The organism is Allobosea sp. 10N428, from assembly GCF_056394545.1.
This window is the reverse complement of the sequence record NZ_JBFTIC010000003.1, coordinates 623,950-645,731: the sequence shown is the minus strand read 5'-3', so window position 1 is coordinate 645,731 and position 21,782 is coordinate 623,950. Positions and strand designations below refer to the sequence as shown.

Annotated in this window: 29 protein-coding genes; 15 read left to right on the top strand and 14 right to left on the bottom strand. The window is 65.9% G+C overall.

Features of this window, described 5'->3' with window-relative positions:
• Positions 1-30 precede the first annotated feature (30 nt).
• From AC1DDA_RS13405 to uvrC, 5 genes are all read right to left on the bottom strand, one after another.
• Complete coding sequence (locus AC1DDA_RS13405; protein ID WP_476796094.1) at positions 31-1,080, bottom strand: DUF1176 domain-containing protein; 1,050 nt, start codon at positions 1,078-1,080, stop codon at positions 31-33.
• Position 1,081: 1 nt separating this feature from the next.
• Positions 1,082-1,546: a molybdenum cofactor biosynthesis protein MoaE gene (locus AC1DDA_RS13400; RefSeq protein ID WP_476778878.1), complete on the bottom strand. Its 465-nt coding sequence runs from the start codon at positions 1,544-1,546 to the stop codon at positions 1,082-1,084.
• Positions 1,547-1,553: 7 nt separating this feature from the next.
• Positions 1,554-1,844: a molybdopterin converting factor subunit 1 gene (moaD, locus tag AC1DDA_RS13395; protein WP_441512005.1), complete on the bottom strand. Its 291-nt coding sequence runs from the start codon at positions 1,842-1,844 to the stop codon at positions 1,554-1,556.
• Positions 1,841-2,461: a CDP-diacylglycerol--glycerol-3-phosphate 3-phosphatidyltransferase gene (pgsA, locus tag AC1DDA_RS13390; protein ID WP_441512006.1), complete on the bottom strand. Its 621-nt coding sequence runs from the start codon at positions 2,459-2,461 to the stop codon at positions 1,841-1,843. Before pgsA ends, moaD begins: the two co-directional genes overlap by 4 nt.
• 171 nt (positions 2,462-2,632) lie before the next feature.
• Complete coding sequence (gene uvrC / locus AC1DDA_RS13385; protein ID WP_476796192.1) at positions 2,633-4,747, bottom strand: excinuclease ABC subunit UvrC; 2,115 nt, start codon at positions 4,745-4,747, stop codon at positions 2,633-2,635.
• A gap of 352 nt (positions 4,748-5,099) precedes the next feature.
• Between uvrC and AC1DDA_RS13380 the strand changes: the two genes are divergently transcribed.
• The 3 genes from AC1DDA_RS13380 (at position 5,100) to AC1DDA_RS13370 (ending at position 6,019) form a co-directional block, all read left to right on the top strand.
• Complete coding sequence (locus tag AC1DDA_RS13380; RefSeq protein WP_441469865.1) at positions 5,100-5,309, top strand: cold-shock protein; 210 nt, start codon at positions 5,100-5,102, stop codon at positions 5,307-5,309.
• Positions 5,310-5,444: 135 nt separating this feature from the next.
• Positions 5,445-5,717, top strand: coding sequence for a 30S ribosomal protein S21 (gene rpsU / locus AC1DDA_RS13375; protein ID WP_441512007.1), 273 nt, complete (start codon positions 5,445-5,447; stop codon positions 5,715-5,717).
• Between the two features lie 41 nt (positions 5,718-5,758).
• A complete protein-coding gene (locus AC1DDA_RS13370; RefSeq protein WP_441512008.1) occupies positions 5,759-6,019 on the top strand; it encodes a transcriptional regulator in 261 nt (86 codons plus the stop codon).
• A 181-nt stretch (positions 6,020-6,200) separates the two neighbouring features.
• Here AC1DDA_RS13370 and AC1DDA_RS13365 read toward each other — a convergent pair whose 3' ends face one another.
• Positions 6,201-6,554, bottom strand: a complete 354-nt coding sequence (locus AC1DDA_RS13365) for a cupin domain-containing protein (protein WP_476796093.1) — start codon at positions 6,552-6,554, stop codon at positions 6,201-6,203.
• A 125-nt stretch (positions 6,555-6,679) separates the two neighbouring features.
• Here AC1DDA_RS13365 and AC1DDA_RS13360 point away from each other — a divergent pair, with 125 nt between their 5' ends.
• From AC1DDA_RS13360 to AC1DDA_RS13325, 8 genes are all read left to right on the top strand, one after another.
• On the top strand, positions 6,680-7,198 hold the full coding sequence (locus AC1DDA_RS13360; protein ID WP_441512010.1) for a MarR family winged helix-turn-helix transcriptional regulator: 519 nt from the start codon (positions 6,680-6,682) through the stop codon (positions 7,196-7,198).
• Positions 7,195-7,767 carry a chloramphenicol phosphotransferase CPT family protein gene (locus AC1DDA_RS13355; protein WP_476796092.1) on the top strand — a complete coding sequence of 191 codons (573 nt, stop codon included), beginning with the start codon at positions 7,195-7,197 and terminating at the stop codon, positions 7,765-7,767. The genes AC1DDA_RS13360 and AC1DDA_RS13355 overlap by 4 nt, the downstream gene beginning before the upstream one ends.
• A 143-nt stretch (positions 7,768-7,910) precedes the next feature.
• A complete protein-coding gene (locus AC1DDA_RS13350) occupies positions 7,911-8,927 on the top strand; it encodes an NADP-dependent oxidoreductase (protein WP_476796091.1) in 1,017 nt (338 codons plus the stop codon).
• 85 nt (positions 8,928-9,012) lie between these two features.
• Positions 9,013-9,867 (top strand): prolipoprotein diacylglyceryl transferase, encoded by an 855-nt coding sequence (lgt, locus tag AC1DDA_RS13345; RefSeq protein ID WP_476796090.1) that lies wholly within the window; start codon positions 9,013-9,015, stop codon positions 9,865-9,867.
• Positions 9,864-10,955, top strand: a complete 1,092-nt coding sequence (locus AC1DDA_RS13340; protein ID WP_476796089.1) for a class I SAM-dependent methyltransferase — start codon at positions 9,864-9,866, stop codon at positions 10,953-10,955. Before lgt ends, AC1DDA_RS13340 begins: the two co-directional genes overlap by 4 nt.
• Positions 10,956-10,999: 44 nt before the next feature.
• Positions 11,000-11,764 carry a peptidoglycan editing factor PgeF gene (pgeF, locus tag AC1DDA_RS13335; RefSeq protein WP_476796088.1) on the top strand — a complete coding sequence of 255 codons (765 nt, stop codon included), beginning with the start codon at positions 11,000-11,002 and terminating at the stop codon, positions 11,762-11,764.
• Positions 11,765-11,920: 156 nt separating this feature from the next.
• Complete coding sequence (locus AC1DDA_RS13330; RefSeq protein WP_476796087.1) at positions 11,921-12,190, top strand: hypothetical protein; 270 nt, start codon at positions 11,921-11,923, stop codon at positions 12,188-12,190.
• A gap of 126 nt (positions 12,191-12,316) precedes the next feature.
• Positions 12,317-12,946, top strand: coding sequence for a DsbA family protein (locus AC1DDA_RS13325; protein WP_476796086.1), 630 nt, complete (start codon positions 12,317-12,319; stop codon positions 12,944-12,946).
• Positions 12,947-12,949: 3 nt separating this feature from the next.
• Here AC1DDA_RS13325 and AC1DDA_RS13320 read toward each other — a convergent pair whose 3' ends face one another.
• Entirely contained in the window at positions 12,950-13,696 is a 747-nt protein-coding gene (locus AC1DDA_RS13320) for an SDR family oxidoreductase (protein WP_476796085.1), read from the bottom strand.
• Positions 13,689-14,504: a glycosyltransferase family 2 protein gene (locus AC1DDA_RS13315; RefSeq protein WP_476796084.1), complete on the bottom strand. Its 816-nt coding sequence runs from the start codon at positions 14,502-14,504 to the stop codon at positions 13,689-13,691. The genes AC1DDA_RS13320 and AC1DDA_RS13315 overlap by 8 nt, the downstream gene beginning before the upstream one ends.
• Before the next feature lie 383 nt (positions 14,505-14,887).
• Here AC1DDA_RS13315 and AC1DDA_RS13310 point away from each other — a divergent pair, with 383 nt between their 5' ends.
• Entirely contained in the window at positions 14,888-15,541 is a 654-nt protein-coding gene (locus tag AC1DDA_RS13310) for an outer membrane protein (RefSeq protein WP_476778887.1), read from the top strand.
• A gap of 172 nt (positions 15,542-15,713) precedes the next feature.
• Here AC1DDA_RS13310 and AC1DDA_RS13305 read toward each other — a convergent pair whose 3' ends face one another.
• The 4 genes from AC1DDA_RS13305 to AC1DDA_RS13290 form a co-directional block, all read right to left on the bottom strand.
• Positions 15,714-16,316 carry a glutathione S-transferase gene (locus AC1DDA_RS13305; RefSeq protein ID WP_476796083.1) on the bottom strand — a complete coding sequence of 201 codons (603 nt, stop codon included), beginning with the start codon at positions 16,314-16,316 and terminating at the stop codon, positions 15,714-15,716.
• 29 nt (positions 16,317-16,345) lie between these two features.
• Positions 16,346-17,197: a 23S rRNA (adenine(2030)-N(6))-methyltransferase RlmJ gene (locus AC1DDA_RS13300; protein WP_476796082.1), complete on the bottom strand. Its 852-nt coding sequence runs from the start codon at positions 17,195-17,197 to the stop codon at positions 16,346-16,348.
• Positions 17,198-17,261: 64 nt separating this feature from the next.
• A complete protein-coding gene (locus tag AC1DDA_RS13295) occupies positions 17,262-17,924 on the bottom strand; it encodes a ribonuclease T2 family protein (RefSeq protein WP_476796191.1) in 663 nt (220 codons plus the stop codon).
• An 18-nt stretch (positions 17,925-17,942) separates the two neighbouring features.
• Positions 17,943-18,467: a hypothetical protein gene (locus AC1DDA_RS13290; RefSeq protein ID WP_441512023.1), complete on the bottom strand. Its 525-nt coding sequence runs from the start codon at positions 18,465-18,467 to the stop codon at positions 17,943-17,945.
• Positions 18,468-18,619: 152 nt separating this feature from the next.
• Between AC1DDA_RS13290 and AC1DDA_RS13285 the strand changes: the two genes are divergently transcribed.
• Positions 18,620-19,255: a pyridoxamine 5'-phosphate oxidase family protein gene (locus tag AC1DDA_RS13285; RefSeq protein ID WP_476796081.1), complete on the top strand. Its 636-nt coding sequence runs from the start codon at positions 18,620-18,622 to the stop codon at positions 19,253-19,255.
• Positions 19,256-19,328: 73 nt separating this feature from the next.
• Here AC1DDA_RS13285 and AC1DDA_RS13280 read toward each other — a convergent pair whose 3' ends face one another.
• Positions 19,329-20,231, bottom strand: a complete 903-nt coding sequence (locus tag AC1DDA_RS13280; protein WP_476796080.1) for a DMT family transporter — start codon at positions 20,229-20,231, stop codon at positions 19,329-19,331.
• A 137-nt stretch (positions 20,232-20,368) separates the two neighbouring features.
• On the opposite strand from AC1DDA_RS13280, the gene AC1DDA_RS13275 reads away from it, so the two are divergent.
• Both AC1DDA_RS13275 and AC1DDA_RS13270 read left to right on the top strand, forming a co-directional pair.
• Complete coding sequence (locus AC1DDA_RS13275; protein ID WP_476778892.1) at positions 20,369-20,692, top strand: ArsR/SmtB family transcription factor; 324 nt, start codon at positions 20,369-20,371, stop codon at positions 20,690-20,692.
• Positions 20,689-21,246: an SRPBCC family protein gene (locus tag AC1DDA_RS13270; RefSeq protein ID WP_476796079.1), complete on the top strand. Its 558-nt coding sequence runs from the start codon at positions 20,689-20,691 to the stop codon at positions 21,244-21,246. Before AC1DDA_RS13275 ends, AC1DDA_RS13270 begins: the two co-directional genes overlap by 4 nt.
• Here AC1DDA_RS13270 and AC1DDA_RS13265 read toward each other — a convergent pair whose 3' ends face one another.
• Positions 21,247-21,771, bottom strand: a complete 525-nt coding sequence (locus AC1DDA_RS13265; RefSeq protein ID WP_441512027.1) for a winged helix DNA-binding protein — start codon at positions 21,769-21,771, stop codon at positions 21,247-21,249. It abuts the gene before it with no gap.
• Positions 21,772-21,782: the final 11 nt, after the last annotated feature.

The following is a 21,782-nucleotide window of genomic DNA, read 5'->3' as shown; positions in this document are numbered from 1 at the left end:
GAAGCCTTGCTCCGCCCGAGAATGACGCGGCTATTTCACTTCGCTCCGGTAGAGCGTGATCCAGTCGTCCGGGCCGATGCCGCGGCATTCGCCCATCATGCTGAGCTCGGTCTGGACGAAGGCGGTGCCCGTCCAGGCGTAGCCGCCGGTCGCGCCGCAGTCGCCGAGCCCGCGGCCCTTGGCGAAGAAACTCAGCCGGCCGGTCTTCGGGTCGAAATCAGCATTGGTCAGCATGTTCTTCGCATCGCCTTCGCCCTCCGGCAGAGCGACAGGCTTCGCGGCTGTGACATCGCCGCGCTCCACCATCCAGAAACCAGTGGAGACGTTGTAGGCGCCGCGCGAGCAGGCCAGGCCGACGAGGCGGCGCTCGCCGTCGAGGGCCCAGACCTCGTCAGCCGCGACCAGCATTTCGTCATCCTCGCAAAGATCGGCGTCCCGTTGTTTGATCTGCTTGCGCAGCGACGCAGCGAGCTCTTTTCCGTCCTTCTCCGACAGCGTGCCGGCCGCGGGCTTTGCCGTGACGATCGGCAGCGGCGGGGCTGCCGGAACGGCGATGCCGTTGCCCTTGCGGACGAGAGCCGAAGTCGTGTTCAGCCGGCCCTGCTGCTCGTCGATCCAGAGCATCGCTGCGACCGAGCCGGACAACGAAATGGTCGCTGTCACGCCGGGCGCGGATATGGCGAGCTTGGTTGCCTTCCGAGCTGCTTCGATCAGCGTCGCGATCTCGGCAGGCTGGAAGGATAGCGACACCATGTCGCCATCGGCCGCTGCCGGGAGCGGCTTGCCGCCGGCGGGGAAGGGCGCGCCGTCGAGCTTGAGCTGAAGCGCTGCCGGAGGCTTCTTCCAGTCGCCGCGCAAGCGCAGGACGAGGCTGGCCGCGCCGTCAGGCCCAGCAGGGCGTTCCAGGCGCAAATAGGCGACGGCGTCGACGCTCTCCGGGGGCAGCGACAGCGCGGTGCAGCTCTTGAGATTGTCGCAGCCGGCCATCCAGTCGCGAAACGTCTTCGGCTCCGGGGCTGCCGCCGCGGCCAGGGCCGGGAGCAGCATCCACCCACCGGCGAGAGCGAAGCCCCTCAGCATTTCAGGGCGCTTCTTCCCAGCGTCTCGCCGCATCGTCGTCATCCGTCTTGGCCTCGACCCAGCCGCCGAGCGTGCCGTCCGCGCGGTGTTCGCGCTTCCAGAAGGGCGCGCGTGTCTTGAGGTAGTCCATCATGAAGTCGGCGGCCTCGAAGGCGGCGCGCCGATGGGCCGATGCTGCGAGCACCAGCACGATCTGCTCGCCCGGCCGGATCAATCCGTAGCGGTGGATCGCGACGAGCCCCATGAGGGGCCAGCGCGCTGCGGCCTCGGCCGCGACACGGCCGATCTCAGCCTCGGCCATGCCGGGATAGTGCTCCAGCTCCAGCGCGGCGAGCGCGCCGGATTCATCGCGGCAAAGCCCGATGAAGGAGACGACGGCACCGATGTCCGCACGGCCGTGGCTGAGCGCTGCGATCTCGTCCGAAAGCTCGAAATCCTCGCGCTGGATACGGATAAGGGGTGTCATGGCGGCCTCAGCCGCCGGTCATCGGCGGAAAGAAGGCTATCTCGCGGGCGTTGCCAAGCGGGCTTTGCGGCTTGGTGTGAACCTGATCGAGCGCGGCTCGCACCACGGCCTCGTTGGTGAAAGCGGCCTCGTAGTTCTCGCCGCGCGCCTTCAGCCAGCGCACGAGATCGGCGACAGTGGCGAGGTCGGCGGGGATATCGAGCGTCTCTTCCGGCAGGCCGACGCGTTCGCGCACCCAGGCGAAATAGACGAGCTTTACCCGGCGGGGCGCAGCGGTGGTGGCGGCGACGGCATTCATGGCATGCGCTCGTCCTGCTCGACGAGGTGACGGATGCCGGCGTTGAAATAATCCCAGCCGGTATAGATCGTCAGACCCGCAGCCGCCCAGAGCAGCACGATCCCGATCTGGGTATTCCCCGGCAGGACCTTGTCGCCGGCCGGGCCGGCGATCAGGAAGCCGAGCGCGAAGAGCTGAGCCGTTGTTTTCCACTTCGCGACCTTGCTGACGGGGACGCTCACTTTGAGATCGGCCAGGAACTCGCGCAGCCCCGAGACGAGGATCTCGCGGCAGAGGATCACGATCGCGGCCCAGAGCGTCCACCCCTCGATCTGGCCGGTATAGACGAGCATCAGCAGCAGGGCGGCGACGAGGAGCTTGTCGGCAATCGGATCGAGCATGCGGCCGATGGCCGATTGCTGGCTCCAGGCCCGGGCGATGTAGCCGTCGAAATAGTCAGTGATCGCCGCGAGGGTGTAGATAGCCAAAGCGAGCCAGCGCATCCAGTCGTCGCGCGGCCAGAACAGAATCGCCACCAAGGCCGGGATCGCCAGGATCCGCCCGTAGGTGAGGAGGTTGGGCAGCGACCAGGGGCCGCGCCGCCTGATGGCGTCAGGAAGAATCGTCACGTCGAGCACCAAAGCAAGGCCGCTGCGGCAGCGTCAACACGCAACAGCGTGAATGTGGCGGAAGTTATAGACCATGTCGCATTCGGCCGGGGCCGTCCGAATGCGAAAAACGTGCTCGATTGCGGAAATCCCGGGCATTGTGTCTCCGAAAGACCGGTTAGCGCATTCTCGCGTGATGCTCTACGCATCGTGAAAGAAATTATGCACGGCCTTGGCCGTGGCCGCATTGACGCCGGGTGTGCGCATGAGGTCGTCGAGCTTGGCCCGCTGGATCGCCTTCACCGTGCCGAAATGCAGCAGCAGCGCGCGCTTGCGCGAGGGGCCGATGCCGGGAATCTCGTCGAGCGGGTTCTTCATGGTCTCGCGCTTGCGCTTGGCGCGGTGGGTACCGATGGCGAAGCGATGCGCCTCGTCGCGCAGGCGCTGGATGAAATAGAGCGCGGGATCGCGCGGCTGCAGCTTGAAGGGCTCGCGACCAGCCATGTGGAAGGTTTCGCGCATGGCATTGCGGTCTTCCCCCTTGGCGATGGCAACGAGCGGGATGTCGGCGGCGCCGAGCTCCTTCATGATCTTGAGCGCTGCGGAGAACTGTCCCTTGCCGCCATCGACGATGACGAGATCGGGACGCGATGGGAAGCCGTCCTCGTCCTTGCGCGGCTTCGGCGCCTTGCGGGGCTTCTTCGGCGAGCCCTCATCCTGAGGAGCGCCATCAGGCGCGTCTCGAAGGATGGTCGCGGAGGTTCCATCACTCTCTGGAGCATCCTTCGACACGGCCGCATCCGCGGCCTCCTCAGGATGAGGGCTCAGAGAAATGCCTTCCTCCTTCGCGAGCCTTGAGAACCGGCGTGTCAGCACCTCCCGCATCATGCCGAAATCGTCGCCGGCGATGGTGTCGGTCGAGATGTTGAAGGTGCGGTAGTGGCTCTTCATGAAGCCGTCCGGTCCGGCGACGATCATGCCCCCGACCGCGTTCGTGCCCATGATGTGCGAGTTGTCGTAGACCTCGACCCGGCGCGGCGGAGTCGCCATGCCGAAGGCGGCGCCGAGCGCGGCGAGCAGCGCGCTCTGGCCGGCATTGTCGGCGAGCTTGCGGGAAAGCGCCTCGCGGGCGTTCTTGACGGCATGGGCCATCAGGTCGGCCCGTTCGCCGCGCTTGGGATGGGCGACCTCGACCTTGCGGCCGGCGCGGGCCGAGAGCGCCTGGCCGATCAGCTCGATCTCCTCGACCGGATGCGAGAGCAGCACGAGGCGCGGCGGCGGCTTGTCGTCGTAGAACTGGGCGACGACCGAGGCCAGCACCTCGGCCGGGGTCAGCGAGCGGTCGGCGCGCGGGAACAGGGCGCGGTTGCCCCAGTTCTGGTGGTTGCGGAAGAAGAAGATCTCGACGCAGAAATGCCCGGCCTGTTCGTCGATGGCGAAGACATCGGCCTCTTCCACGCCTTGCGTGTTGATGTCCTGCCCGGCCTGCACGGCCGAGAGCGCGGCAAGGCGGTCGCGGTAGCGTGCGGCCTTCTCGAATTCGAGTTCCTCGGCGGCCTCCTGCATCCGCGCCGAGAGCAGCTGTTTCACGGCGGAGGAGCGGCCGGAGAGGAAGTCGCGGGCCTGGCCGACCAGCGCCTGATAATCGGGGATCGAGATCTCGCCTGTGCAGGGACCGGCGCAGCGCTTGATCTGGAAGAGTAGGCAGGGGCGCGTGCGGTTGTCGTAGAAGGAATCCGAGCAGGTGCGGATCAGGAAGGCCTTCTGCAGCGCGTCGATGGTGCGCGTCACCGCCCAGACCGAGGCGAAGGGGCCGAAATAATCGCCCTTGCGCTGGCGCGAGCCGCGGTGCTTCAGGATCGCGGGCGCGTCATGGTCCCCCGTCAGCAGGATGTAGGGGAACGATTTGTCGTCGCGCAGCAGCACATTGTAGCGCGGCCTGAGCTGCTTGATCAGGTTCGACTCGAGCAGCAGCGCCTCGGTCTCTGTGCCGGTGGTGACGAACTCCATATTCGCCGTCTCGGCGATCATGCGCGCCACGGCGTTGGTGTGCGCCATGCCGCGGGCATAGGAGGTCACGCGGTTCTTCAGGCTCTTGGCCTTGCCGACATAGAGCACCTCGCCGGCACGGTCGAACATCCGGTAGACGCCGGGCTTGTTCGGAAGATGCCTGGCGAATTGCTGGATGATCTCGATGCCGGCCTTGAGCGCGCCGGGCGCAGCCTCCGCAAGATCGGGTGTCGGCTCGACGGGGAGTGCGTCCTCCTCGTCATCGAACTCGTCTTGGGGCAGATCGTCCTGACGTTCGCGATTCATGATGTTCATGTAGGATGTCGCAGCGGCTTCGTCATGTCAGGAGCGGCACGGGGATGGCTGTGCTCCCACAGTGGCGGCCCGCGCTCCGCTTAACGTCGAGCGAAATCGGCGATGGTTTCTCAACGTTGTCTTTCGTCGCGCCGCGGGCAGGGGGCGTTTTCATTCGCCCGTCGATCTGATCTCGGTTTGACATCATGTTGATCGCGTTCTATTCGTTAATCTCGATTTAGGCCTGATGACTTGGCCATTCGCGCCTTGTGAGCGCGACACGCTGATGATTTCTTCCTTTTATCGAATTCGCCGCTGCATGTGACCCATGCGGCTTGAATAAGCGCGCTTGCGGGAGGCGCCGATGGCTTCGGGTTCAGTTAAGTGGTTCAATGCGACCAAGGGTTTTGGTTTCATTCAGCCTGACGATGGTGGACAGGACGTGTTCGTCCATATCAGCGCGGTAGAGCGCGCGGGTCTGCGCGATCTACGTGAAGGTCAGAAGATTTCGTATGAGCTGGTCCAGGACAAGCGGTCCGGCAAGAGCTCGGCCGATAATCTGCGCGCCGAGTAGCCGCTAGAGGCGCGAGCGACGGCGATTTGAAGGGTCACGGGTATACCAGGCCACGACGATACGTTTCTCGGCAACGGTGAGTAAGGGGTCGGGATCAGCTAGCCCGACCCTTTGTGTTTTTTGGAAAGGGTAGTCATGCAAGTTCTCGTTCGGGACAACAATGTCGAGCAGGCGCTTCGTGTCCTGAAGAAGAAGCTGCAGCGCGAAGGCGTGTTTCGCGAAATGAAGCAGCGCCGCGCCTATGAGAAGCCGTCCGAGCGCCGCGCCCGAGAAAAAGGCGAGGCCGTTCGCCGCGCCAAGAAAGCCGCGCGCAAGCAAGCGCAGCGCGAGGGCCTGCTGCCGGCGCCGAAGCGCAAGCTGCCCGTCGGCAAGGCACGTAGCGGAGCGCCGCGTCCGCCTTCCATCTGATCAGCATCGATCAGCTGTCGCCTGCCGAGAAGGAGTTTCCCATGTCTAGTCGGAACATGAAGCTGGACGAGATCAAGGCCCGGGCGCAGGCGGCTTTCGAGACGACCGAGCAACGCAAGCGAGATACGCTTGTTGCGTGGCAGGCGCTTGAGGACCAATCCAGCCAGACGCGCCTGAAGACCGAGAAGTTGAGAGCCCTTCGACTTGCAAGAGACGCCGAGGAAGCTGCGGCCAAGGCGAAGGCGCCGCGCAGCGCTGCGGCGGTGAAGCGCCCGCGCCGAGCTGCGGCCAAGCCACTCTGACACGCTTGGCTGGGAGGATATCCCGGCGGCGGACATCACGATATGACGCTCTCAGAAGCTCGCTCGCGTCATCTGTCCGTCGAGTGGCGGCCATTGCCGCTGTCGAAGCGGCGCCGGCCTTGACGAAGGCGGCCAGCTGCCCGCCGCATCTCGTCTCGCCGCGACCTGTGCCAGGGCTCGTTCAACCAGCGGCATCATCGTCGATCCACTCCTGAACGATCGCCTCGTTGGCGTGGATGCAGACCAGTTCGAGCCGCCCCGTTCCGATGTTGACGAATTTGTGCGGGACGCCGGCCGGCCCGACCACGATCGTGCCAGCGCCAGCTCGCAATTTTTCCGTCCCGAGGGTGAACTCTGCTTCGCCGGACCGGATCACCCAAGTCTCCGAATAGGGATGAACATGCAGGCCCGGTCCCTGCCCGGGCTCGTTGTCGATCAGGAAAAACGACACCTGCGAACCGTAGCTGCCGCCTTCGAACCGGGCAGTGCGGCTTGTGCCGCTGCGCAGGGCGTTGCTGTCGATCATCATCGGCATCACACTCCTTCAGTTATCTTTGCACAAAGATAGTTGGACTGAATATATCTTCTCGTCAAGATATCTCTTGGCGCGGGAGCCGGGCCAAGGCAGATGAGGGGACGAAGCGCGTGCGGGGGCGAGCGATGACGAAGATGGACCATGTCGAGCGTGTCAGGGCTCAGTGGGCCCGCGAATTGCCGGATCTCGACACGACGCCCACGGCGATCCTGGGGCGGGCGTATCGCCTGTCCAATCTCGTTCGTCCCAGCATCGAGGAGACCTTCGCGGGCTTTGGGCTCGATCGCGGCGAGTTCGACGTTATCAGTACCCTGCGCCGCAGCGGGCCGCCTTATCGGCTCACGCCGACGGCGCTCTATCGTTCCCTGATGATTACCTCCGGCGGGCTGACGCACCGGCTGGGGCGGCTTGAAAAGGCCGGGCTGGTGCGCCGCGAGAAATCGTCGGAGGATGGGCGAAGCGTCCTCGTCGTCCTGACTGAACAAGGCTTCCAGCGAGCCGAGGAGGCGCTTCGCGCCGATATGGCGAGCGAGGCACAGTTTCTCGAAAGCCTCAGCCCTCCCAAACGAACGGCTCTGGCGGAACTCCTCAAAGAGCTGCTGGCGACACTCGAAAGCGATGCGATGCCGGCGACCGAGACATGATGCCCGTCAAATCCGGCCGCATCATCCTGTTCAACGGCGCGTCGAGCAGCGGCAAATCCTCGCTGGCGCGGGCGCTGCAGGGCCGGATCGACGCCCCGTTCTGGCATATTTCGATCGACCACCTCCGTGATTCCGGCGTATTGCCGACGGCGCGGATCAAGAGCGGCGAGTTCGACTGGCGGAGGATGCGGGAGGCCTTCTTCCTCGGCTTCGAGCGCTCGCTGCTGGCTTATGTCGAAGCTGGCAACGATCTCATCGTCGAGCACATCATGGAGAGCGAGGACTGGCTGCTCAGGCTCGCCGATACGCTCGCCGGGCAGGACGTCTTCTTCGTCGGCGTCCATTGTGAGCTTGCCGAGCTGGAGCGCCGCGAGTTGGCGCGGGCTGACCGGCCGGTCGGCGATGCGCGGCGCGACTATTTCCGCATCCACTCCTACTGCCTCTACGATCTCGATGTGGACGGGACGCAGGACATGCAGGCCAATGCCGATGTCGTCATCGCGGCGTGGCGCGGGCGGTCGCGGCCATCGGCTTTCGATCGGCTGAGGGAGCGTCGCGATCGAGGCTGAAGGCGGTTCGGGCCTGATCTCGCCATGCCGCAGATGCGCTTGCCGTCGCCTCGGAATGCAGATCCGGGGCTGTCGCCGACGCAAGGCCGGCCCAATATGGGAAGGCCCGGCCCATGCCGTGCATTCATCAAGGATCGAAGCTCATGTCCCAGTCTGACAGTGTTCGGATCGTTCTCGCCTCCCGCCCGGAAGGGCGCCCCAGCCCGCAGAATTTCCGGGCGGAGCACGCGGCCATCCCGGCGATCGCCGAAGGGCAGGTGCTGCTCAAGGTCCAATATCTCTCGCTCGACCCGTATATGCGCGGGCGGATGAGCGCGGCAAAATCCTATGCCGCTCCGACCGAGATCGGGCAGGTGATGGAGGGCGGTACCGTCGCCGAAGTGCTCGAAAGCCGCGACCCTGCCTTCAGGCCCGGCGACATCGTGCTGTCCTATTCCGGCTGGCAGTCCCATGCGGTCGCGAACGGTTCGCAGTTGCGCAAGCTCGATCCGAAGAGCGCGCCGGTGACGACGGCGCTCGGCGTGCTCGGCATGCCCGGCTTCACCGCCTATGCCGGGCTGCTCACCATCGGCCAGCCCAAGCCGGGCGAGACCGTCGTCGTCGCGGCGGCGAGCGGGCCCGTGGGCTCGGCAGTGGGGCAGATCGCGCGGATCAAAGGAGCGCGGGCGGTCGGCATCGCTGGCGGTCCCGAAAAATGCGCCTTCGTGCGCGAGACATTCGGCTTCGACGCGGTCATCGACCATCGCGATCCCGACATGGCCGGGAAGCTCGCGGCTGCCTGTCCTGACGGAATCGACGTCTATTTCGAGAATGTCGGCGGTCATGTCTGGGATGCTGTCTTCCCGCTGCTCAACACCTTCGCCCGCATCCCCGTCTGCGGCCTCGTTGCTCAGTACAATGCGACTGGCGATTTTCCGGGGCCGGACCGGCTGCCGGTGCTGATGCGCCAGGTCCTATCCAAGAGCCTGACCATCCGGGGCTTCATTCAGCGCGAATTCATCGCGCAGGCCCCGGTTTTCCGCGAGGAGATGGCGCGCTGGATCGCGGAAGGCGCGGTCAAGTACAAGGAAGACATCGTCGAGGGGCTGGAGAACGCACCCGAGGCCTTCATCGGCCTGCTCGAGGGCAGGAACTTCGGCAAGATGATCGTCAAGCTCTGAGGCAGCGTGCCACGGGCAAGCCTTTTTCCTTGACCATTGAGCGGGCGCGCGGCCATCACCGTGCCCCCGCCGCCGGAAATTGGTCATGCCCGTCTTCGCCATCCCTTTCCCGATGATCGATCCCGTCGCGGTTCAGATCGGGCCGCTCGCGATCAAATGGTATGGGCTGGCCTATGTCGTCGGCCTCCTCGGCGGCTGGTGGTATGCGCGCCGCCTTGTCGCTTCCGACGGGCTCTGGGGCGGGCGGGCGCGGCCGCAGCCGGTCGAGCTCGACGATATGCTGCTCTTCGTTGCCTTCGGCGTGGTCCTCGGCGGGCGGGTCGGCTTCGTGCTGTTCTACGATCTGCCGCGCTATCTTGAGCGCCCCCAGGATATCCTCGCGATCTGGCAGGGCGGCATGTCCTTCCATGGCGGTTTGATCGGCGCGACACTGGGCCTGTGGCTGTTCGCGAAGCGGCGCGGCTACCCGGCGCTGTCGGTGTTCGATCTGGCCGCTGCGGTTGTGCCGATAGGGCTTTTCCTCGGCCGCATCGCCAATTTCATCAATGGCGAGCTCTGGGGGCGGCCGGCGCCGGACTTTCCCTATGCGATGATATTCCCCAATGGCGGGCCGGTGCCGCGCCATCCGAGCCAGCTCTATGAGGCGCTTGGCGAAGGCCTGCTGCTCTTCATCCTGGTGAACCTCGTCGTCCGCTTCGGCGGCTTCAGGCGGCCGGGACTCGTCGCCGGCATCTTCGGCATGGGCTATGCGCTCGCCCGTATCGTCTGCGAGTTCTTCCGCGAGCCCGACGCACAGCTCGGCTTCCTGTTCGGCACCTCGGTCAATGCACTCTCCGGCGGCATCACCATGGGCATGCTGCTGTCGCTGCCGGTGTTCTTCGCCGGGCTCTGGCTCGTGCTGCGTAGCCGGAACACGGCGCCGGGCGAGGTACGTGCGTGATCACTCTGAAGGCCGAGATCGTCGATCTGATCCGGCAGGAGGGGCCGATCGGCATCGGCCGCTATATGGCGCTGGCGCTCGGCCATCCCCGTCATGGCTACTACATGACGCGCGACCCCTTCGGACAGGAGGGGGATTTCACCACGGCGCCCGAGATCAGCCAGATGTTCGGCGAGTTGATCGGGCTATGGGCCGCCCATCTCTGGCAGGCGATGGGCGCGCCCGCGCGGCTGCGCCTCGTCGAGCTCGGCCCGGGGCGCGGCACGTTGATGGCCGACATGCTACGCGCGACGCGGATCGTGCCCGGCTTCCACGAGGCGGCCTCGGTCCATCTCGTCGAAACCAGCCCGGCCCTGCGCCAGCGTCAGGCGGCGACGCTGATGGGAAGCGAACCGGTCTGGCATGACACGGTCGCCCAGGCGCTGTCCGGCCCCGCGATCATCGTCGCCAACGAATTTCTCGACGCGCTGCCGCTCGACCAGTTCGTGATGACGCCCGAAGGCTGGCGCGAGCGGCTCGTGGGGCTGGATACTACAGGCAATCTGGCTTTCGGTCTGGCTGCGGAGATGGAGGGTGCTTTGAACGTCTCCGCTCCAGCCGGAACGGTTTTCGAGCAGCCGACGCTCGCGCTCGACATCGTCGCACAGGTCGCCGGACATGTCGCGGCGGAGGGCGGCGCGGCGCTCTTCGTCGATTATGGCTCGGCGCGCTCCGGCTTCGGCGATACGCTGCAGGCGACGAAACGGCATGGATTCGTCGATCCGCTGGCTGAGCCGGGGGAGGCCGACCTCACCGTCCATGTCGATTTCGAGCGGATGGGGCAGGTCGCGCTCAAGGCGGGGGCGGCGCTGCACGGCCCCGCGAGCCAGCGCGATTTCCTGTTGGCGTTGGGACTTCCGCAGCGGGCGCAGGCACTGTCGCTCAAGGCCGATGCCGCCCAGCGCGGGGCGATCTCCGCCGCCTTCGACCGGTTGATCGAACCCGGCGAGACCGGCATGGGCGATTTGTTCAAGGTTCTCGCGCTATCGCAGCGGAACCTGCCGCCCTTGCCCGGATTTGACCTTCATCGACTGCCAGATCAGGGCTGACTTCAGCGAGCCTCCAGCGCCTTCGCTCAAACCGGACTCGAACCATGTTCATCACCGCCCGCGAACTCGCCGGAGAGCCCGGCATCCGCCACGCCTTCTTCACCCGCGAAGGCGGCGTCTCGACTGGGATCTACGCTTCCTTGAACGGCGGGCTGGGCTCTTCGGACGATCCATCCGCGATCGCGGAGAACCGGATGCGGATGGCGCAGCACCTCGCGGTCGAGCCGGCACATCTCGTCAGCCTCTACCAGGTGCATTCCGCCGATGTGGAGGTCGTCACCGGGCCCTGGCCGGGGGAGCGGCCGAAGGCCGATGCGATGGTGACGACCGCATCGCATGTCGCGCTCGGCGTCAGCACGGCCGATTGCGGGCCGATCCTCTTCGCGGACAGCGAGGCGCGGGTGGTGGGCGCCGCCCATGCCGGCTGGAAGGGGGCGTTCAGCGGCATCGTCGGCGCGACAGTGACCGCAATGGAGAAGCTCGGCGCACGGCGAGAGCGTGTCACGGCCGTGCTTGGGCCGACCATCAGCGCAAGGGCCTATGAGGTGGGGCCGGAATTCATCGAGCGCTTCAAGGCCGAGAACCGGACCTATGCGCGCTTCTTCACGCCGTCCGAGCGGCCGGCCCATGCGCTGTTCGACCTCCCGGCTTTCATCACGCTCAAGGCGCAGGAGGCGGGAATCGGCCGATTCGTCGATATGGGCCTGTGCACCTATGGCGACGAGAAGCACTTCTTCAGCTATCGGCGCACCACCCATCGCGGCGAACCCGATTACGGCCGCCTGATTTCGGCGATCGTGCTCGACTGAACGGGAAACTGCCGACGGAACGGTCATAGCGCTTGTCGCGGCCCGCAAGCGGAGTCATCGTCGCTGCAGGCTGGTCGGAATGCATCGCTTCCCCGGCTCACAGACGTTCTTCGGGCGATGCATTCACATGCGGGGGCCGAGATGGAACAGATTCTGATGAACCTGATCGCCGGTGCGATCGGGGGGAATGCCGCCGGCAAGACCAGTCCGAGCTTCGATCTCGGGACATTGGGCAATACGATTTCCGGGCTGGTCGGCGGCGGCGTGCTGGGTCAGCTCGTCCCCCTCGTGCTGCCCGCGATCAGCGCGGCTGCACAGGGTGGCAATCTCAGCGTTGGCGGGGTCCTGACGAACCTGATCGCGGGCGGCGCGGGCGGCGCCGTCCTGACCGCGATCATCGGCGCGCTGAAGAACAGGGCAGCCTGACAGCGGTCCGCGAATACGGCAGCCCGGCTTCCCGCGGAGCCGGGCTGCGTTTTCTGCAGGGGCGCAACCTTGCGAGCGACACGCGGGGCGGGGATGCTGCGCCCGGAAGAAGTTTCGGAGGCCGCCTTGTCCCGCTCGATCACCTATTACTTCTCGCTGCACTCGCCCTGGACCTATCTGGGCAACGCGACCTTCCACGACATTGCGCGCCGGCACGACTGCGCCATCGACTACCGGCCGATGCCGCTGCGCTCGGTGTTCGACGAGACGGGCGGGCTACCCCTGCCGAAACGGCATCCCGTGCGGCAACGCTACAGGTTGGTCGATCTTCAGCGCTGGCGTGAGCGGCGCGGCCTGCCGCTCGTGCTTCAGCCCAAGCATTTTCCCTTCGATCCGTCCTTGGCCGACCGGGTCGCGATCGTGATTCCGGCTGGTGGCGGCGATCCTTTTGCCTTCATCAGCGACGTGATGGCGGGCGTCTGGGCACGTGACGAAGACATGGGCCGCCCTGAAGCGCTTCTGGCTTGCGCGAACCGAGCAGGGCTCGACGGGCCGGCTCTGCTCGCCGCGGCCGACAGCCCGCCGATCAGGCAACGCTACGAGGCCGCGCTGGGCCAGGCCGTCGAGGCCGGTGTCTTCGGGGCACCGAGCTATGTGCTCGATGGCGAGGTGTTCTGGGGGCAGGATCGGCTCGAACTGCTCGATTCGGCACTGGCGAGCGGACGTGCTCCCTATCGGCCCGACAGCGAAGCCTGAGAATCAGCCGACGATATCGGGCGTGCGCCAGCCGAGATGCTGGCCGGCATCGACCGCGATCATCTGGCCGGTTACCGAGCGCGCCCGCGCCAGATAGAGAACGGCCTCGGCGATCTCGCCCGGGGAGACCTTGTGGCCGAGCAAGGTCGCTGCCGCCTCCTGCTCCATCAGCTCGGGGCCGTCATAGGCGTTGGGAAAGGTCGGGCCGGGGCCGACCGCATTGACGCGAATCCGCGGTGCGAGCGCCTGCGCCAGGGTTCGCGTCGCGGTGAGCAGGGCGGCCTTGGTCAGCGTGTACGAGTAATACTGCGGCGTCAGCTTCCAGACACGCTGGTCGACGATATTGACGACCGCTCCGCCCGCTTGCTCCGGCAAATGTGTCGCCAAGGCCCCAATCAATAGCGAGGGCGCGCGCAAGTTGACCGCAAACTGGCGATCCCAGGCTGCAACGTCGAGCGAGCGGACATCGTCGTCGACGAAGCTCGCGGCGCTGTTGACCAGCAGCGTGACCGGCCCCAGCGCCTCCGCTGCTGCCGGAATCAGGGCCGACACGGCCTGCGTATCGGCGAGATCGGCTGCGAGGGTGCAGCAGGCGGCACCCGCGCCGCGGAGTTCGGCGGCCAGGGCTTCGGCCTCATCGCGACTGTCACCGTGGTGGATCGCGACTGCGTAGCCGGCTTGCGCCAGTCGCGTGACGATCGCGCGGCCGATACGCCTCGCACCGCCCGTGACCAGCGCGACTTCAGTCATCCGAGGAGGGCCGGTCGCCGGGCGTCACCATGCCCTTGACGGAAGAGCGCCGCTGCAGCCGGCGCTCCCAGTGCTTGGCAGCGCGCAGATAGCGATAGAACGCATAATTCATCGCGGTCATGAAGCCGTAGACGCCGCGCAGCGCATGGCGGCGGCCGATATAGGCCTTGACGAAATTGGCGGGAAATTCAGCCAGGAGCCTGAATGCCGAGAGCGTCTCGCCGCGGGCGTCGAGATCATCCGCCTGGGCATCGCTGTAGGCATTGAGTTTCTCCATCTGCTCGCCCAGCGACCGGACGGAGAAGTGGTGGATCGTCCCCTTCAGCCGCCCGACCTTGGTGCCGGGCAGCAGATCGACGCGGTCGTGCACAGGTGAAAGCGAATAGCGACCCCAGCTCTTGCGATAGAGCCGCACGGGGGCGAGCGCATAGGCGAAGCGATGCGGCGCCTTCTCGCCAGGGAAGATCTCGGCGATGCGGATCTTGTAGGCGTCGGCTGGCGGCGGCCCGCTGGCAAAAAGCGCGGAAATCTCGGCCACGAGATCCGGTGGCAGCACTTCGTCGGCATCGACGTTGAGGAGCCAATCGTGACGGCACTGTTCTTCCGCGAAGCGCTTCTGCTGGCCGTAGCCCGGCCAGGGATTGAAGATCACGCGGGCGCCGAGCGATTCCGCCAGGGCCTGAGTCCCATCGGTCGAACCGGAGTCGACCAGTACGATGTCGTCGCTGAGCGCGCGGGCGGCTTCGATGGTGCGCCCGATGCGGTCCACTTCATTCAGTGCGATGAGGAAAATCGAGAGAGGAGGCACGGTTCCGTCACTTCTTGAGATTCCACGGCTTAAGCATGTCCAGTCCGGTGCGGCAAGTTTAGTGCCTGAAGCCCTGGGCAGATCTCGTTGAAATTGTGGAACCTTAAACTGCGGCCTGCGTTCGTCGCCCGGACCCGTTCCCGTCAGCGAGCGGGGCTAGCGTGTTATTAGTATTCGATCTAGCATGCCTATTCCTATGAGCGTGGTTAACCTGTATTTACCTATTTGCGTGCAGTCATCGCATTCGTGCCGCATTTCTGCCGCGGTCTGCACGACAGATGTGCTTCCGATGCAACAGACAAAGCCGTGGCCCTGTCTTATAAAGGGTTCATCGAAATCACCTGCCGGCCTGTCCGGCGCTTGCGACGACTAAGGAGTTTATCATGAAGAAGTATCTGCTTGCGAGCGTCGCCGCGCTCGGCATTGTCGCCGCTGGCGCTGCCTCGGCTGCCGACCTGCCGTCCCGCAAGGGCCCGGTCGCTGCTCCGGTTTACGTTCCCGTCTTCACCTGGACCGGCTTCTACATCGGTGCCAACGCCGGCTACGGCTGGGGCAACGTGAACAGCAACGGCTTCAACAACATCGGCAACCTCGACGGCTTCGTCGGCGGTGGTCAGGTCGGCTACAACTACCAGATCGGCCAGTTCGTGGTCGGCGCGGAAGCTGACATCCAGGGCGCTGACCTCAGCACCGGTGGCAACTTCTTCGGCGCCAGCGTCAAGACCGAGTACTTCGGCACCGTCCGTGCTCGCCTCGGCGTCGCCTTCGACCGGTTCATGCCCTACATCACCGGCGGCTGGGCCTATGGCAACGTGAAGACCTCGATCCCGGGCATCGGCTTCTCGTCCGACCGCACCCACACCGGCGGCTGGGCCCTCGGTGGTGGTCTCGAGTACGCCTTCACCAACAACCTGATCGCTGGCGTCGAGTACCTCTACGTCGACCTCGGCGACAAGAACATCACCACGCTGGCTGGCACCGGCAAGGTCGGCACCGATTTCTCGGTCGTCCGCGCTCGCCTCAGCTACAAGTTCTGATCTTCTCCTCTGGGAGACAGAACGAACCCGGTGGCCTCGGCCACCGGGTTTTTTGTTGTCGCGGTCCGGCGGATACTCCGCCCAGCTTCTGCCATGGAAACGCCGGCAGCTTTTGACTGCCGGCGGACCGGATTGATCAAGGCATCGGGATGGCCGATGTCGGTCGAACTGTTCAGCCTTTGAAGCGCGTGGTCTCGAAGGCTGGGACGCGGGCCGCGAAATCGTCGAGCCAGGCGGCGAGCGCCGGATGAGCGGCACGCCATTTTGCCGCGAAGCGCAGATCCAGATAACCGAGTGCGCAGGCCAAGGCGATCTCGCCGATGCGCGGGCGATCCGGGAAGGCGGGGGGCGCTACCTCCAGCGCGGCGAGGCCGCGCGCAACCTTGCCTTCCTGATGGGACAGCCAGTTCGAGTTGCGCTCATCCTCTGGGCGGAAGCGGCCTTCATAGACCTGGAGCAGGGCTGCGTCGGCGATACCGTCGGCAAGCGCTTGCAGACGGAGCTGCAGGAAACGCTCCTGGCCGGCCGGGATGAGCCTGCCGCCGGAGATATGGTCGAGATAGTCGAGGATGACCCGCGAATCGAACAGCGTCGTGCCGTCCTCCAGAATCAGCGTCGGGATCTTGCCGAGCGGGTTCTGCTGACGCAGCGGCTCCGACGGATCGGTCGTGTCGGCTGCGACGATTTCGATGCGGTCCATCAGCCCGAGTTCGAGCGCCGCCATCTTGACCTTGCGGCCGAAGGGAGAGGCGGGAGAGGAGCGCAGGACGAGCATCGGCGAATTCCTTCGGGAAGAGCGGGCGATCAGCCGTCGGGGTGGATCGCCTCGCAGAGATAGCGCGGTCGCGGCCCCTGCGCGAGCCGCTCGGTCAGAGCCGGCAGCAGGATGTCCGCTTCCTTGGCGAGCAGCCATGGCGGGTTGACGATCAACAGACCTGTCGCGCCGAGGCCGCCTGCCGCTTCGGGCCGATCGACCGCGATCTCCAGGCGCAGGATCCGGGTGATTCCGCTCTCGACGATCTCTTCCACCATGCGCTCCACAGCCCGGAGATCCTTGATCGGATACCAGAGCGCGTAGATGCCGGTCGGCCATTTGCGGTGGGCCGCGATGAACTGGGCGGCGAGGGTCGCAAACTCGTCCTTCTGTTCGAAAGGCGGGTCGATCAGCACGAGGCCGCGGCGTTCCTTGGGCGGCACATTGGCCCTGAGTGCCGTCCAGCCGTCGATCGCCAGCGCCTTGCAACGCCTGTCGCGCCCGATCGCCTCGACAAGCTTCTGATAGGTCGGCGGATGTAGCTCGGCTGCGATAAGCCGGTCCTCGGGCCGCATGAGGTTGCGGCAGAACCAGGGCGAGCCCGGATAGGCGCTGGCTCCGTAGAGCGCGCGAATGCTGGCAATCGCGGCACGGTAGGGGGCAAGCAATTCCTCGGCCGCGGGGGCGAGCGGCGACTGGTCGAGTCGCGCCACGCCATCCTTCCACTCATGCGTCCGCAGCGCTTCCTCGGAGCTGAGGTCGTAGCGCCCGCTGCCGGCATGGGTGTCGATGATGCGATAGGGCGTTGGCTTGGCGGCGAGATGCAGCAGGACGCGCGTGAGAACGACATGCTTGAGCACATCGGCGAAGTTTCCGGCATGGAAGCCGTGGCGGTAGTTCATGGCTGCGTTCGTAGATCATGCGGCCCGCGCCTGAAAGCGGCAAAGGCCATCGCGACAGCCGCTTTCAGCGCGGTGCGACGACGGTGAATTCGCGGGCGCGGCAACCGGAACGATCGACCTGCTGGCAACTGCGAAATTCGCGGAGATCCTTGCTCAAGCAGATTCGGACTTCCTGCAGCACGCCCCGCTTGCATGCGACGGACATCATGTCGGTGCGCAGGCCGGGATTGGCCGCGACGAAAGCGCGTTCGAGATCGATCGCCGTCCAGCTCTGGTCGCGATCGGCCTTGGCGAGAGCCGGCGGGATCGTCACCTTGTCACGCGCGCGGCGGACATCGCGAAAATAATCGCCCGGGCTCGATCCGCTGCAGGTGCCGTGCTTGCGCCATTCGTAGCGGGCAAGACTTTCGCTCGGAAACAAGCCATCCGCCTCGCTCAGCGCGAGCCGCGAGGGCGAACGGCCGGCGGGCCCGCAATCGCTGGGGTAGCCACGCTCGTTCTGCGGCCAGAGGCCGTGGACGACGAAGCGAAGGCCGTTGGCCTCGCCGCACTGCTCACGGTTGCGGGTGCGATCACCATCGAGTTCGCAGAAGCCGGGCGACCAGGACAGGGCCAGGACGTAGAAATCAAACTCGCCCGGCGTGCCGCCGCGCGAGCCGAAGCCCTGCGCGGAGGCGGTGGCGCCGAAGCAAAACAGCGACAGGGCTGCGAGCGCGAGGCGCTTCATCATGGCGCGCCCTGCGCGTCAGGGGCGCGCCATCTGGCAGTCGGGCGCATAGGCCCGGTTGCGGTCGAGGCCGCTGACGCACCAGTTGACGTTCCAGGTCATCCCGAAGAGGCCGAGACGCTCGCGGACGGAATAATCGACGCGGTGGAAGTTCCCGTCGTTGAGCAAGATGCGGCCGGTGCAGAAGCGGCGCGGAATGAAGTCGTCGCCCCAGGGGCGAAAGCCGATCTGCGCGATGCGGTCATAGTTCACCGCGCGAAGCGGGCCCCAGAACTTCGCTTCGCGGGAGTTGAACCAGCTCGTCAGTTCGTCGAGCACGGCAGGATCCTCGCAGGCGGGGACGTTGCCGGAATAGGGGATGATGCGCGCCTCCGCCCGGTCCGCGGGATCAACGTAGCGGCGGCCGGTCGCGCCGGCGGCAAAGGCCGTCAGGCACGCGAGAGAGACGAGGGCGGTTCGCAGCAGGGCGCGGCGCATGGAATCAGGCCTCTTCAGGAGGGCAAAGCTAGACGGCACGATGGCGATGCCGCGGGCGAGGGTCAAGAAAAGATGCTTCTCGTTGTTCTTGCGGAGCGCCCTGGGGTCTTTGCGGTAACAGTCTCCGCGTCATGCGAGACAGTCGGGGCATCTCGTCGGATGCCATGCTGGTGCGCTTCTCCGGCTTCGGACAGATTGTGCGTGATAGGGGAGACGCCATGACGAACTGCTTCGACGATCCGGCCGCGCGCATCGCGGATGCCGATGTGCTGCGCAATCATATCGGCCCGGTCCATCCGCTGGCGACCGGCAAGGTCCTGAGCAGGCTCGACCGGTTCTGCCGCGATTTCATCGCCCTCTCGCCGTTTCTCGTGCTGGCGAGTTGCGATGCGCAGGGCAATGCCGATGCGAGCCCGCGCGGAGACGGGCCCGGCTTCGTGCGCGTGCTCGACGACAAGACGCTGCTGATTCCGGATCGGCGCGGCAACAACCGGGTCGATTCCCTCGGCAATGTCATGTCCGCGCCCGGCGTCGGCCTGGTCTTCATGGTGCCGGGCATTCCCGAGACGTTGCGCGTGAACGGCAAGGGGCGGGCTACGAGCGATGCCGAACTGCTGGCGCCGTCGGCCATGCTTGAGCGTGCGCCGGTCACCGGCCTGATCGTCGAGGTCGAGGAGGCCTATTTTCACTGCGGCAAGGCGCTGATCCGCTCGAAGCTGTGGGACCCGGCCTCGCAGGTGCCACGTCACAGCTTCCCGACGCTCGGCCGCATCATCGCCGACCAGACCAAGGCGGTCGATGGCGACGAGGCCGATCGCAATCTCGAAGAAGGCTACCGCACGCGCCTTTATTGAGTGGGCGCTGGACAGGTCGAAACGAGGTTCCCGAGCAAGCCGTTGTCTGCCGGCCGTCCCTGGTCGGCGGGCGTCAGGGAGCCCCGGCTCCCGTCGCTTCAATCGGTGACGGCGCGGGGGCCGCCCGGCGCTCGAGGATGAGCAGGGCGAGACCCGCGGCCACGATCAGAGCCGCGCCGCACAGCATGGCCGGTGTCGGCCAGTCGTGGAAGATGAACCAGCCGAAAACCAGCGCCCAGACGATCAGCGTGTACTGATAGGGGACGACGACGGAGGCTTCCGCCAGCTTGAGCGAGCGGGTGACGCAGATATGCGCGGTCATGGCGACGATGCCGAGAAGGCCGAGCAGGGCCGCGTCCTTCAGGCTCGGCGTAACCCAGCCGAAGGGCAGCAGCGCGAGGCCCATCAGCAGCGCGCCGAGCGTCTGCCAGGTCACCAGCGTCACGTCCGGCGTGCCGCGCAACTGCCGGCCGGCAATCATCATCGCAGCAAAGAAGAAGCTGCCGACCACGGCGATCAGCGCCGGCATGGACAGGCTCGCGCCACTCGGATTGAGCGCGACAGCGACGCCGACGAAGCCCAGCGCCACGGCAAGCCAGCGCCAGCCATCGACGCGCTCCCCCAGCAGCAAAGCCGCGAGGATGACGACCCAGACCGGTGCGGCAAGCCAGATCGTCATGGTGTCGGCGAGCGGCAGATAGCTGACGGCGAGATAGAACAGCGCGACCTCGCCGGAGCCGAAGAGGACGCGCAGCGCCTGCAGGCGGGGACGCTCCGGCTTCAAGGTCCGGTGCACGCCCTGCTTGAAGACGAAGGGGATGATGACGACGAGCGCGGCCAGGCTGCGCATCACCAAGACTTGCCCCACCGTGTAGGTGGCGACCAGCCATTTGCCCATCACGTCGTTGAGCGAAAACAGCAGGATGCCAAGGAGCATCATGGCGATGCCGGTGAGGGAGGCGTTGCGGGCGGTCATGGCGGGGCGTTGGTTCTCTGAAGCGGGCCACAACTGGCCGAGTCCGGGAGCTCTGGCAATCCTGCGCCGCAGCATCGCGGGTGCTGCTTCATAACTTAAGTATTGACTTAATTAAGCGAGAGCGGAATCATTCCGGCATGGACCGCTTCGCCGCCCTTGCCGACCCGACCCGTCGCAGCATCGTCGAGATGCTGGCGGAGCGAGCGCTTCCCGCTGGGGATATCGGGGCGCACTTCAGTGCGAGCCCCCCGGCGATCTCGCAGCATCTCAAGGTGTTGCGCGAGGCGGGGCTGGTGACGGTCGAGGTCCGTGGCCAGCAGAGGATCTATCGGCTCGACCCGGCCGGGCTCGATGCCTTCGACGCCTGGCTGCGCCGGGTGCGGCGCTTCTGGGGGCGCCATCTCGATCTGCTGGAGCAGGAACTCGCAAAGCCCGAGGCGGGCGAGGGAGAAACGCGATGAGCGAATATGGTGTCGTGCTGGAAAGCGGGGCGGTGCGCTTCGAGCGCTTGCTGCCGGGACCGATCGAGCGGGTTTGGTCCTATATCGCGGAATCTGAGAAGCGCGGGAAATGGCTGGCGACAGGGGTGTTCAAGCTGCGGGCCGGCGGGCAGGCCGAACTGCTGTTCAGGCACTCCGAAATCACCGATGAGGCACCGCCGGAGGCCTACCGCGGCGTGCATGAGAACGGCGTGCGCGCGACCGGCACGATCACGCGCTGCGAGGCACCGCGGATCATCGCCTTCACCTGGGGTGGCGGCGGCGAGCCGGAGTCCGAGGTCGAGTTCGCGCTGACTCCCAAGGGCGACAAGGTCCTGCTGGTGGTGACGCACCGCAAGCTCCCCAGCAAGGCGGAGATGACCAGCGTTTCCGGCGGCTGGCACATGCATCTGGGCCTGTTGGAGGATCTGCTCAGCGGCAGCGCGCGCCGCGGGTTCTGGTCAAGGCATGCGAAGCTCGAAGCCGAATATGCCGCACGCTATGCCGGCTTGCCGGAACCTGGCGGGGCGGATTGACTACAAGCTCGCCGCCGCCCGCGCAGCCTGGTCGTACTGGCCCGACAGGGAACGCATCGCGGCGGCGATCTCCGAGAGTCGGGCGGGATCCGTGCCGGTCGCACGGACGGATTTGACCAGGAGCTGCTCGCGGATCTGAGCGTAGCGCCGGCAGGCCTCCTCGCCGGCCGGAGTAACCTCGACGGTCTTCTCCTTGCCCTTGCGACCGCCCTTGAGCAGCTTCAGCCGTTCGAGCTTCTTCATCGAATAGTTCACCAGATGGGTGTCCTCGATATTGAGCACGAGGCAGACATCGGCGAGCCGCTTCGGTTTGCCGCGGTGGTTGACGTTGTGCAGCACGAGCACGTCGAGCGGCGACAGGTCAGCGATACCGGCCGCCGCCATGCAACGGATCATCCAGCGCTGGAAGGCATGCACCGTCATGTTCATGGCGAACTCGAATTCCGAGAGCGCCGGTAATGCTCCCGATGCGAGGTGGCCGGAGGAGACGATCGGGCCGAGGTCGTCGGGGGGCGAAGAGGTCATGGCGCTCGATC

Bases quoted from the DNA above. Each gene is read 5' to 3' on its own strand.
- AC1DDA_RS13405 (WP_476796094.1), bottom strand. From the start codon at position 1,080: ATGCTGAGGGGCTTCGCTCTCGCCGGTGGGTGGATGCTGCTCCCGGCC.
- AC1DDA_RS13280 (WP_476796080.1), bottom strand. From the start codon at position 20,231: ATGACCGCCCGCAACGCCTCCCTCACCGGCATCGCCATGATGCTCCTT.
- AC1DDA_RS13270 (WP_476796079.1), top strand. From the start codon at position 20,689: ATGAGCGAATATGGTGTCGTGCTGGAAAGCGGGGCGGTGCGCTTCGAG.
- AC1DDA_RS13320 (WP_476796085.1), bottom strand. From the start codon at position 13,696: ATGACTGAAGTCGCGCTGGTCACGGGCGGTGCGAGGCGTATCGGCCGC.
- AC1DDA_RS13380 (WP_441469865.1), top strand. From the start codon at position 5,100: ATGGCTTCGGGTTCAGTTAAGTGGTTCAATGCGACCAAGGGTTTTGGT.
- AC1DDA_RS13360 (WP_441512010.1), top strand. From the start codon at position 6,680: ATGACGAAGATGGACCATGTCGAGCGTGTCAGGGCTCAGTGGGCCCGC.
- AC1DDA_RS13310 (WP_476778887.1), top strand. From the start codon at position 14,888: ATGAAGAAGTATCTGCTTGCGAGCGTCGCCGCGCTCGGCATTGTCGCC.
- AC1DDA_RS13295 (WP_476796191.1), bottom strand. From the start codon at position 17,924: ATGAAGCGCCTCGCGCTCGCAGCCCTGTCGCTGTTTTGCTTCGGCGCC.
- AC1DDA_RS13355 (WP_476796092.1), top strand. From the start codon at position 7,195: ATGATGCCCGTCAAATCCGGCCGCATCATCCTGTTCAACGGCGCGTCG.
- AC1DDA_RS13350 (WP_476796091.1), top strand. From the start codon at position 7,911: ATGTCCCAGTCTGACAGTGTTCGGATCGTTCTCGCCTCCCGCCCGGAA.
- AC1DDA_RS13300 (WP_476796082.1), bottom strand. From the start codon at position 17,197: ATGAACTACCGCCACGGCTTCCATGCCGGAAACTTCGCCGATGTGCTC.
- AC1DDA_RS13365 (WP_476796093.1), bottom strand. From the start codon at position 6,554: ATGCCGATGATGATCGACAGCAACGCCCTGCGCAGCGGCACAAGCCGC.
- AC1DDA_RS13330 (WP_476796087.1), top strand. From the start codon at position 11,921: ATGAACCTGATCGCCGGTGCGATCGGGGGGAATGCCGCCGGCAAGACC.
- AC1DDA_RS13265 (WP_441512027.1), bottom strand. From the start codon at position 21,771: ATGACCTCTTCGCCCCCCGACGACCTCGGCCCGATCGTCTCCTCCGGC.
- AC1DDA_RS13285 (WP_476796081.1), top strand. From the start codon at position 18,620: ATGACGAACTGCTTCGACGATCCGGCCGCGCGCATCGCGGATGCCGAT.
- lgt (WP_476796090.1), top strand. From the start codon at position 9,013: ATGCCCGTCTTCGCCATCCCTTTCCCGATGATCGATCCCGTCGCGGTT.
- moaD (WP_441512005.1), bottom strand. From the start codon at position 1,844: ATGAATGCCGTCGCCGCCACCACCGCTGCGCCCCGCCGGGTAAAGCTC.
- rpsU (WP_441512007.1), top strand. From the start codon at position 5,445: ATGCAAGTTCTCGTTCGGGACAACAATGTCGAGCAGGCGCTTCGTGTC.
- AC1DDA_RS13275 (WP_476778892.1), top strand. From the start codon at position 20,369: ATGGACCGCTTCGCCGCCCTTGCCGACCCGACCCGTCGCAGCATCGTC.
- AC1DDA_RS13370 (WP_441512008.1), top strand. From the start codon at position 5,759: ATGTCTAGTCGGAACATGAAGCTGGACGAGATCAAGGCCCGGGCGCAG.
- AC1DDA_RS13305 (WP_476796083.1), bottom strand. From the start codon at position 16,316: ATGCTCGTCCTGCGCTCCTCTCCCGCCTCTCCCTTCGGCCGCAAGGTC.
- uvrC (WP_476796192.1), bottom strand. From the start codon at position 4,747: ATGAATCGCGAACGTCAGGACGATCTGCCCCAAGACGAGTTCGATGAC.
- pgeF (WP_476796088.1), top strand. From the start codon at position 11,000: ATGTTCATCACCGCCCGCGAACTCGCCGGAGAGCCCGGCATCCGCCAC.
- AC1DDA_RS13400 (WP_476778878.1), bottom strand. From the start codon at position 1,546: ATGACACCCCTTATCCGTATCCAGCGCGAGGATTTCGAGCTTTCGGAC.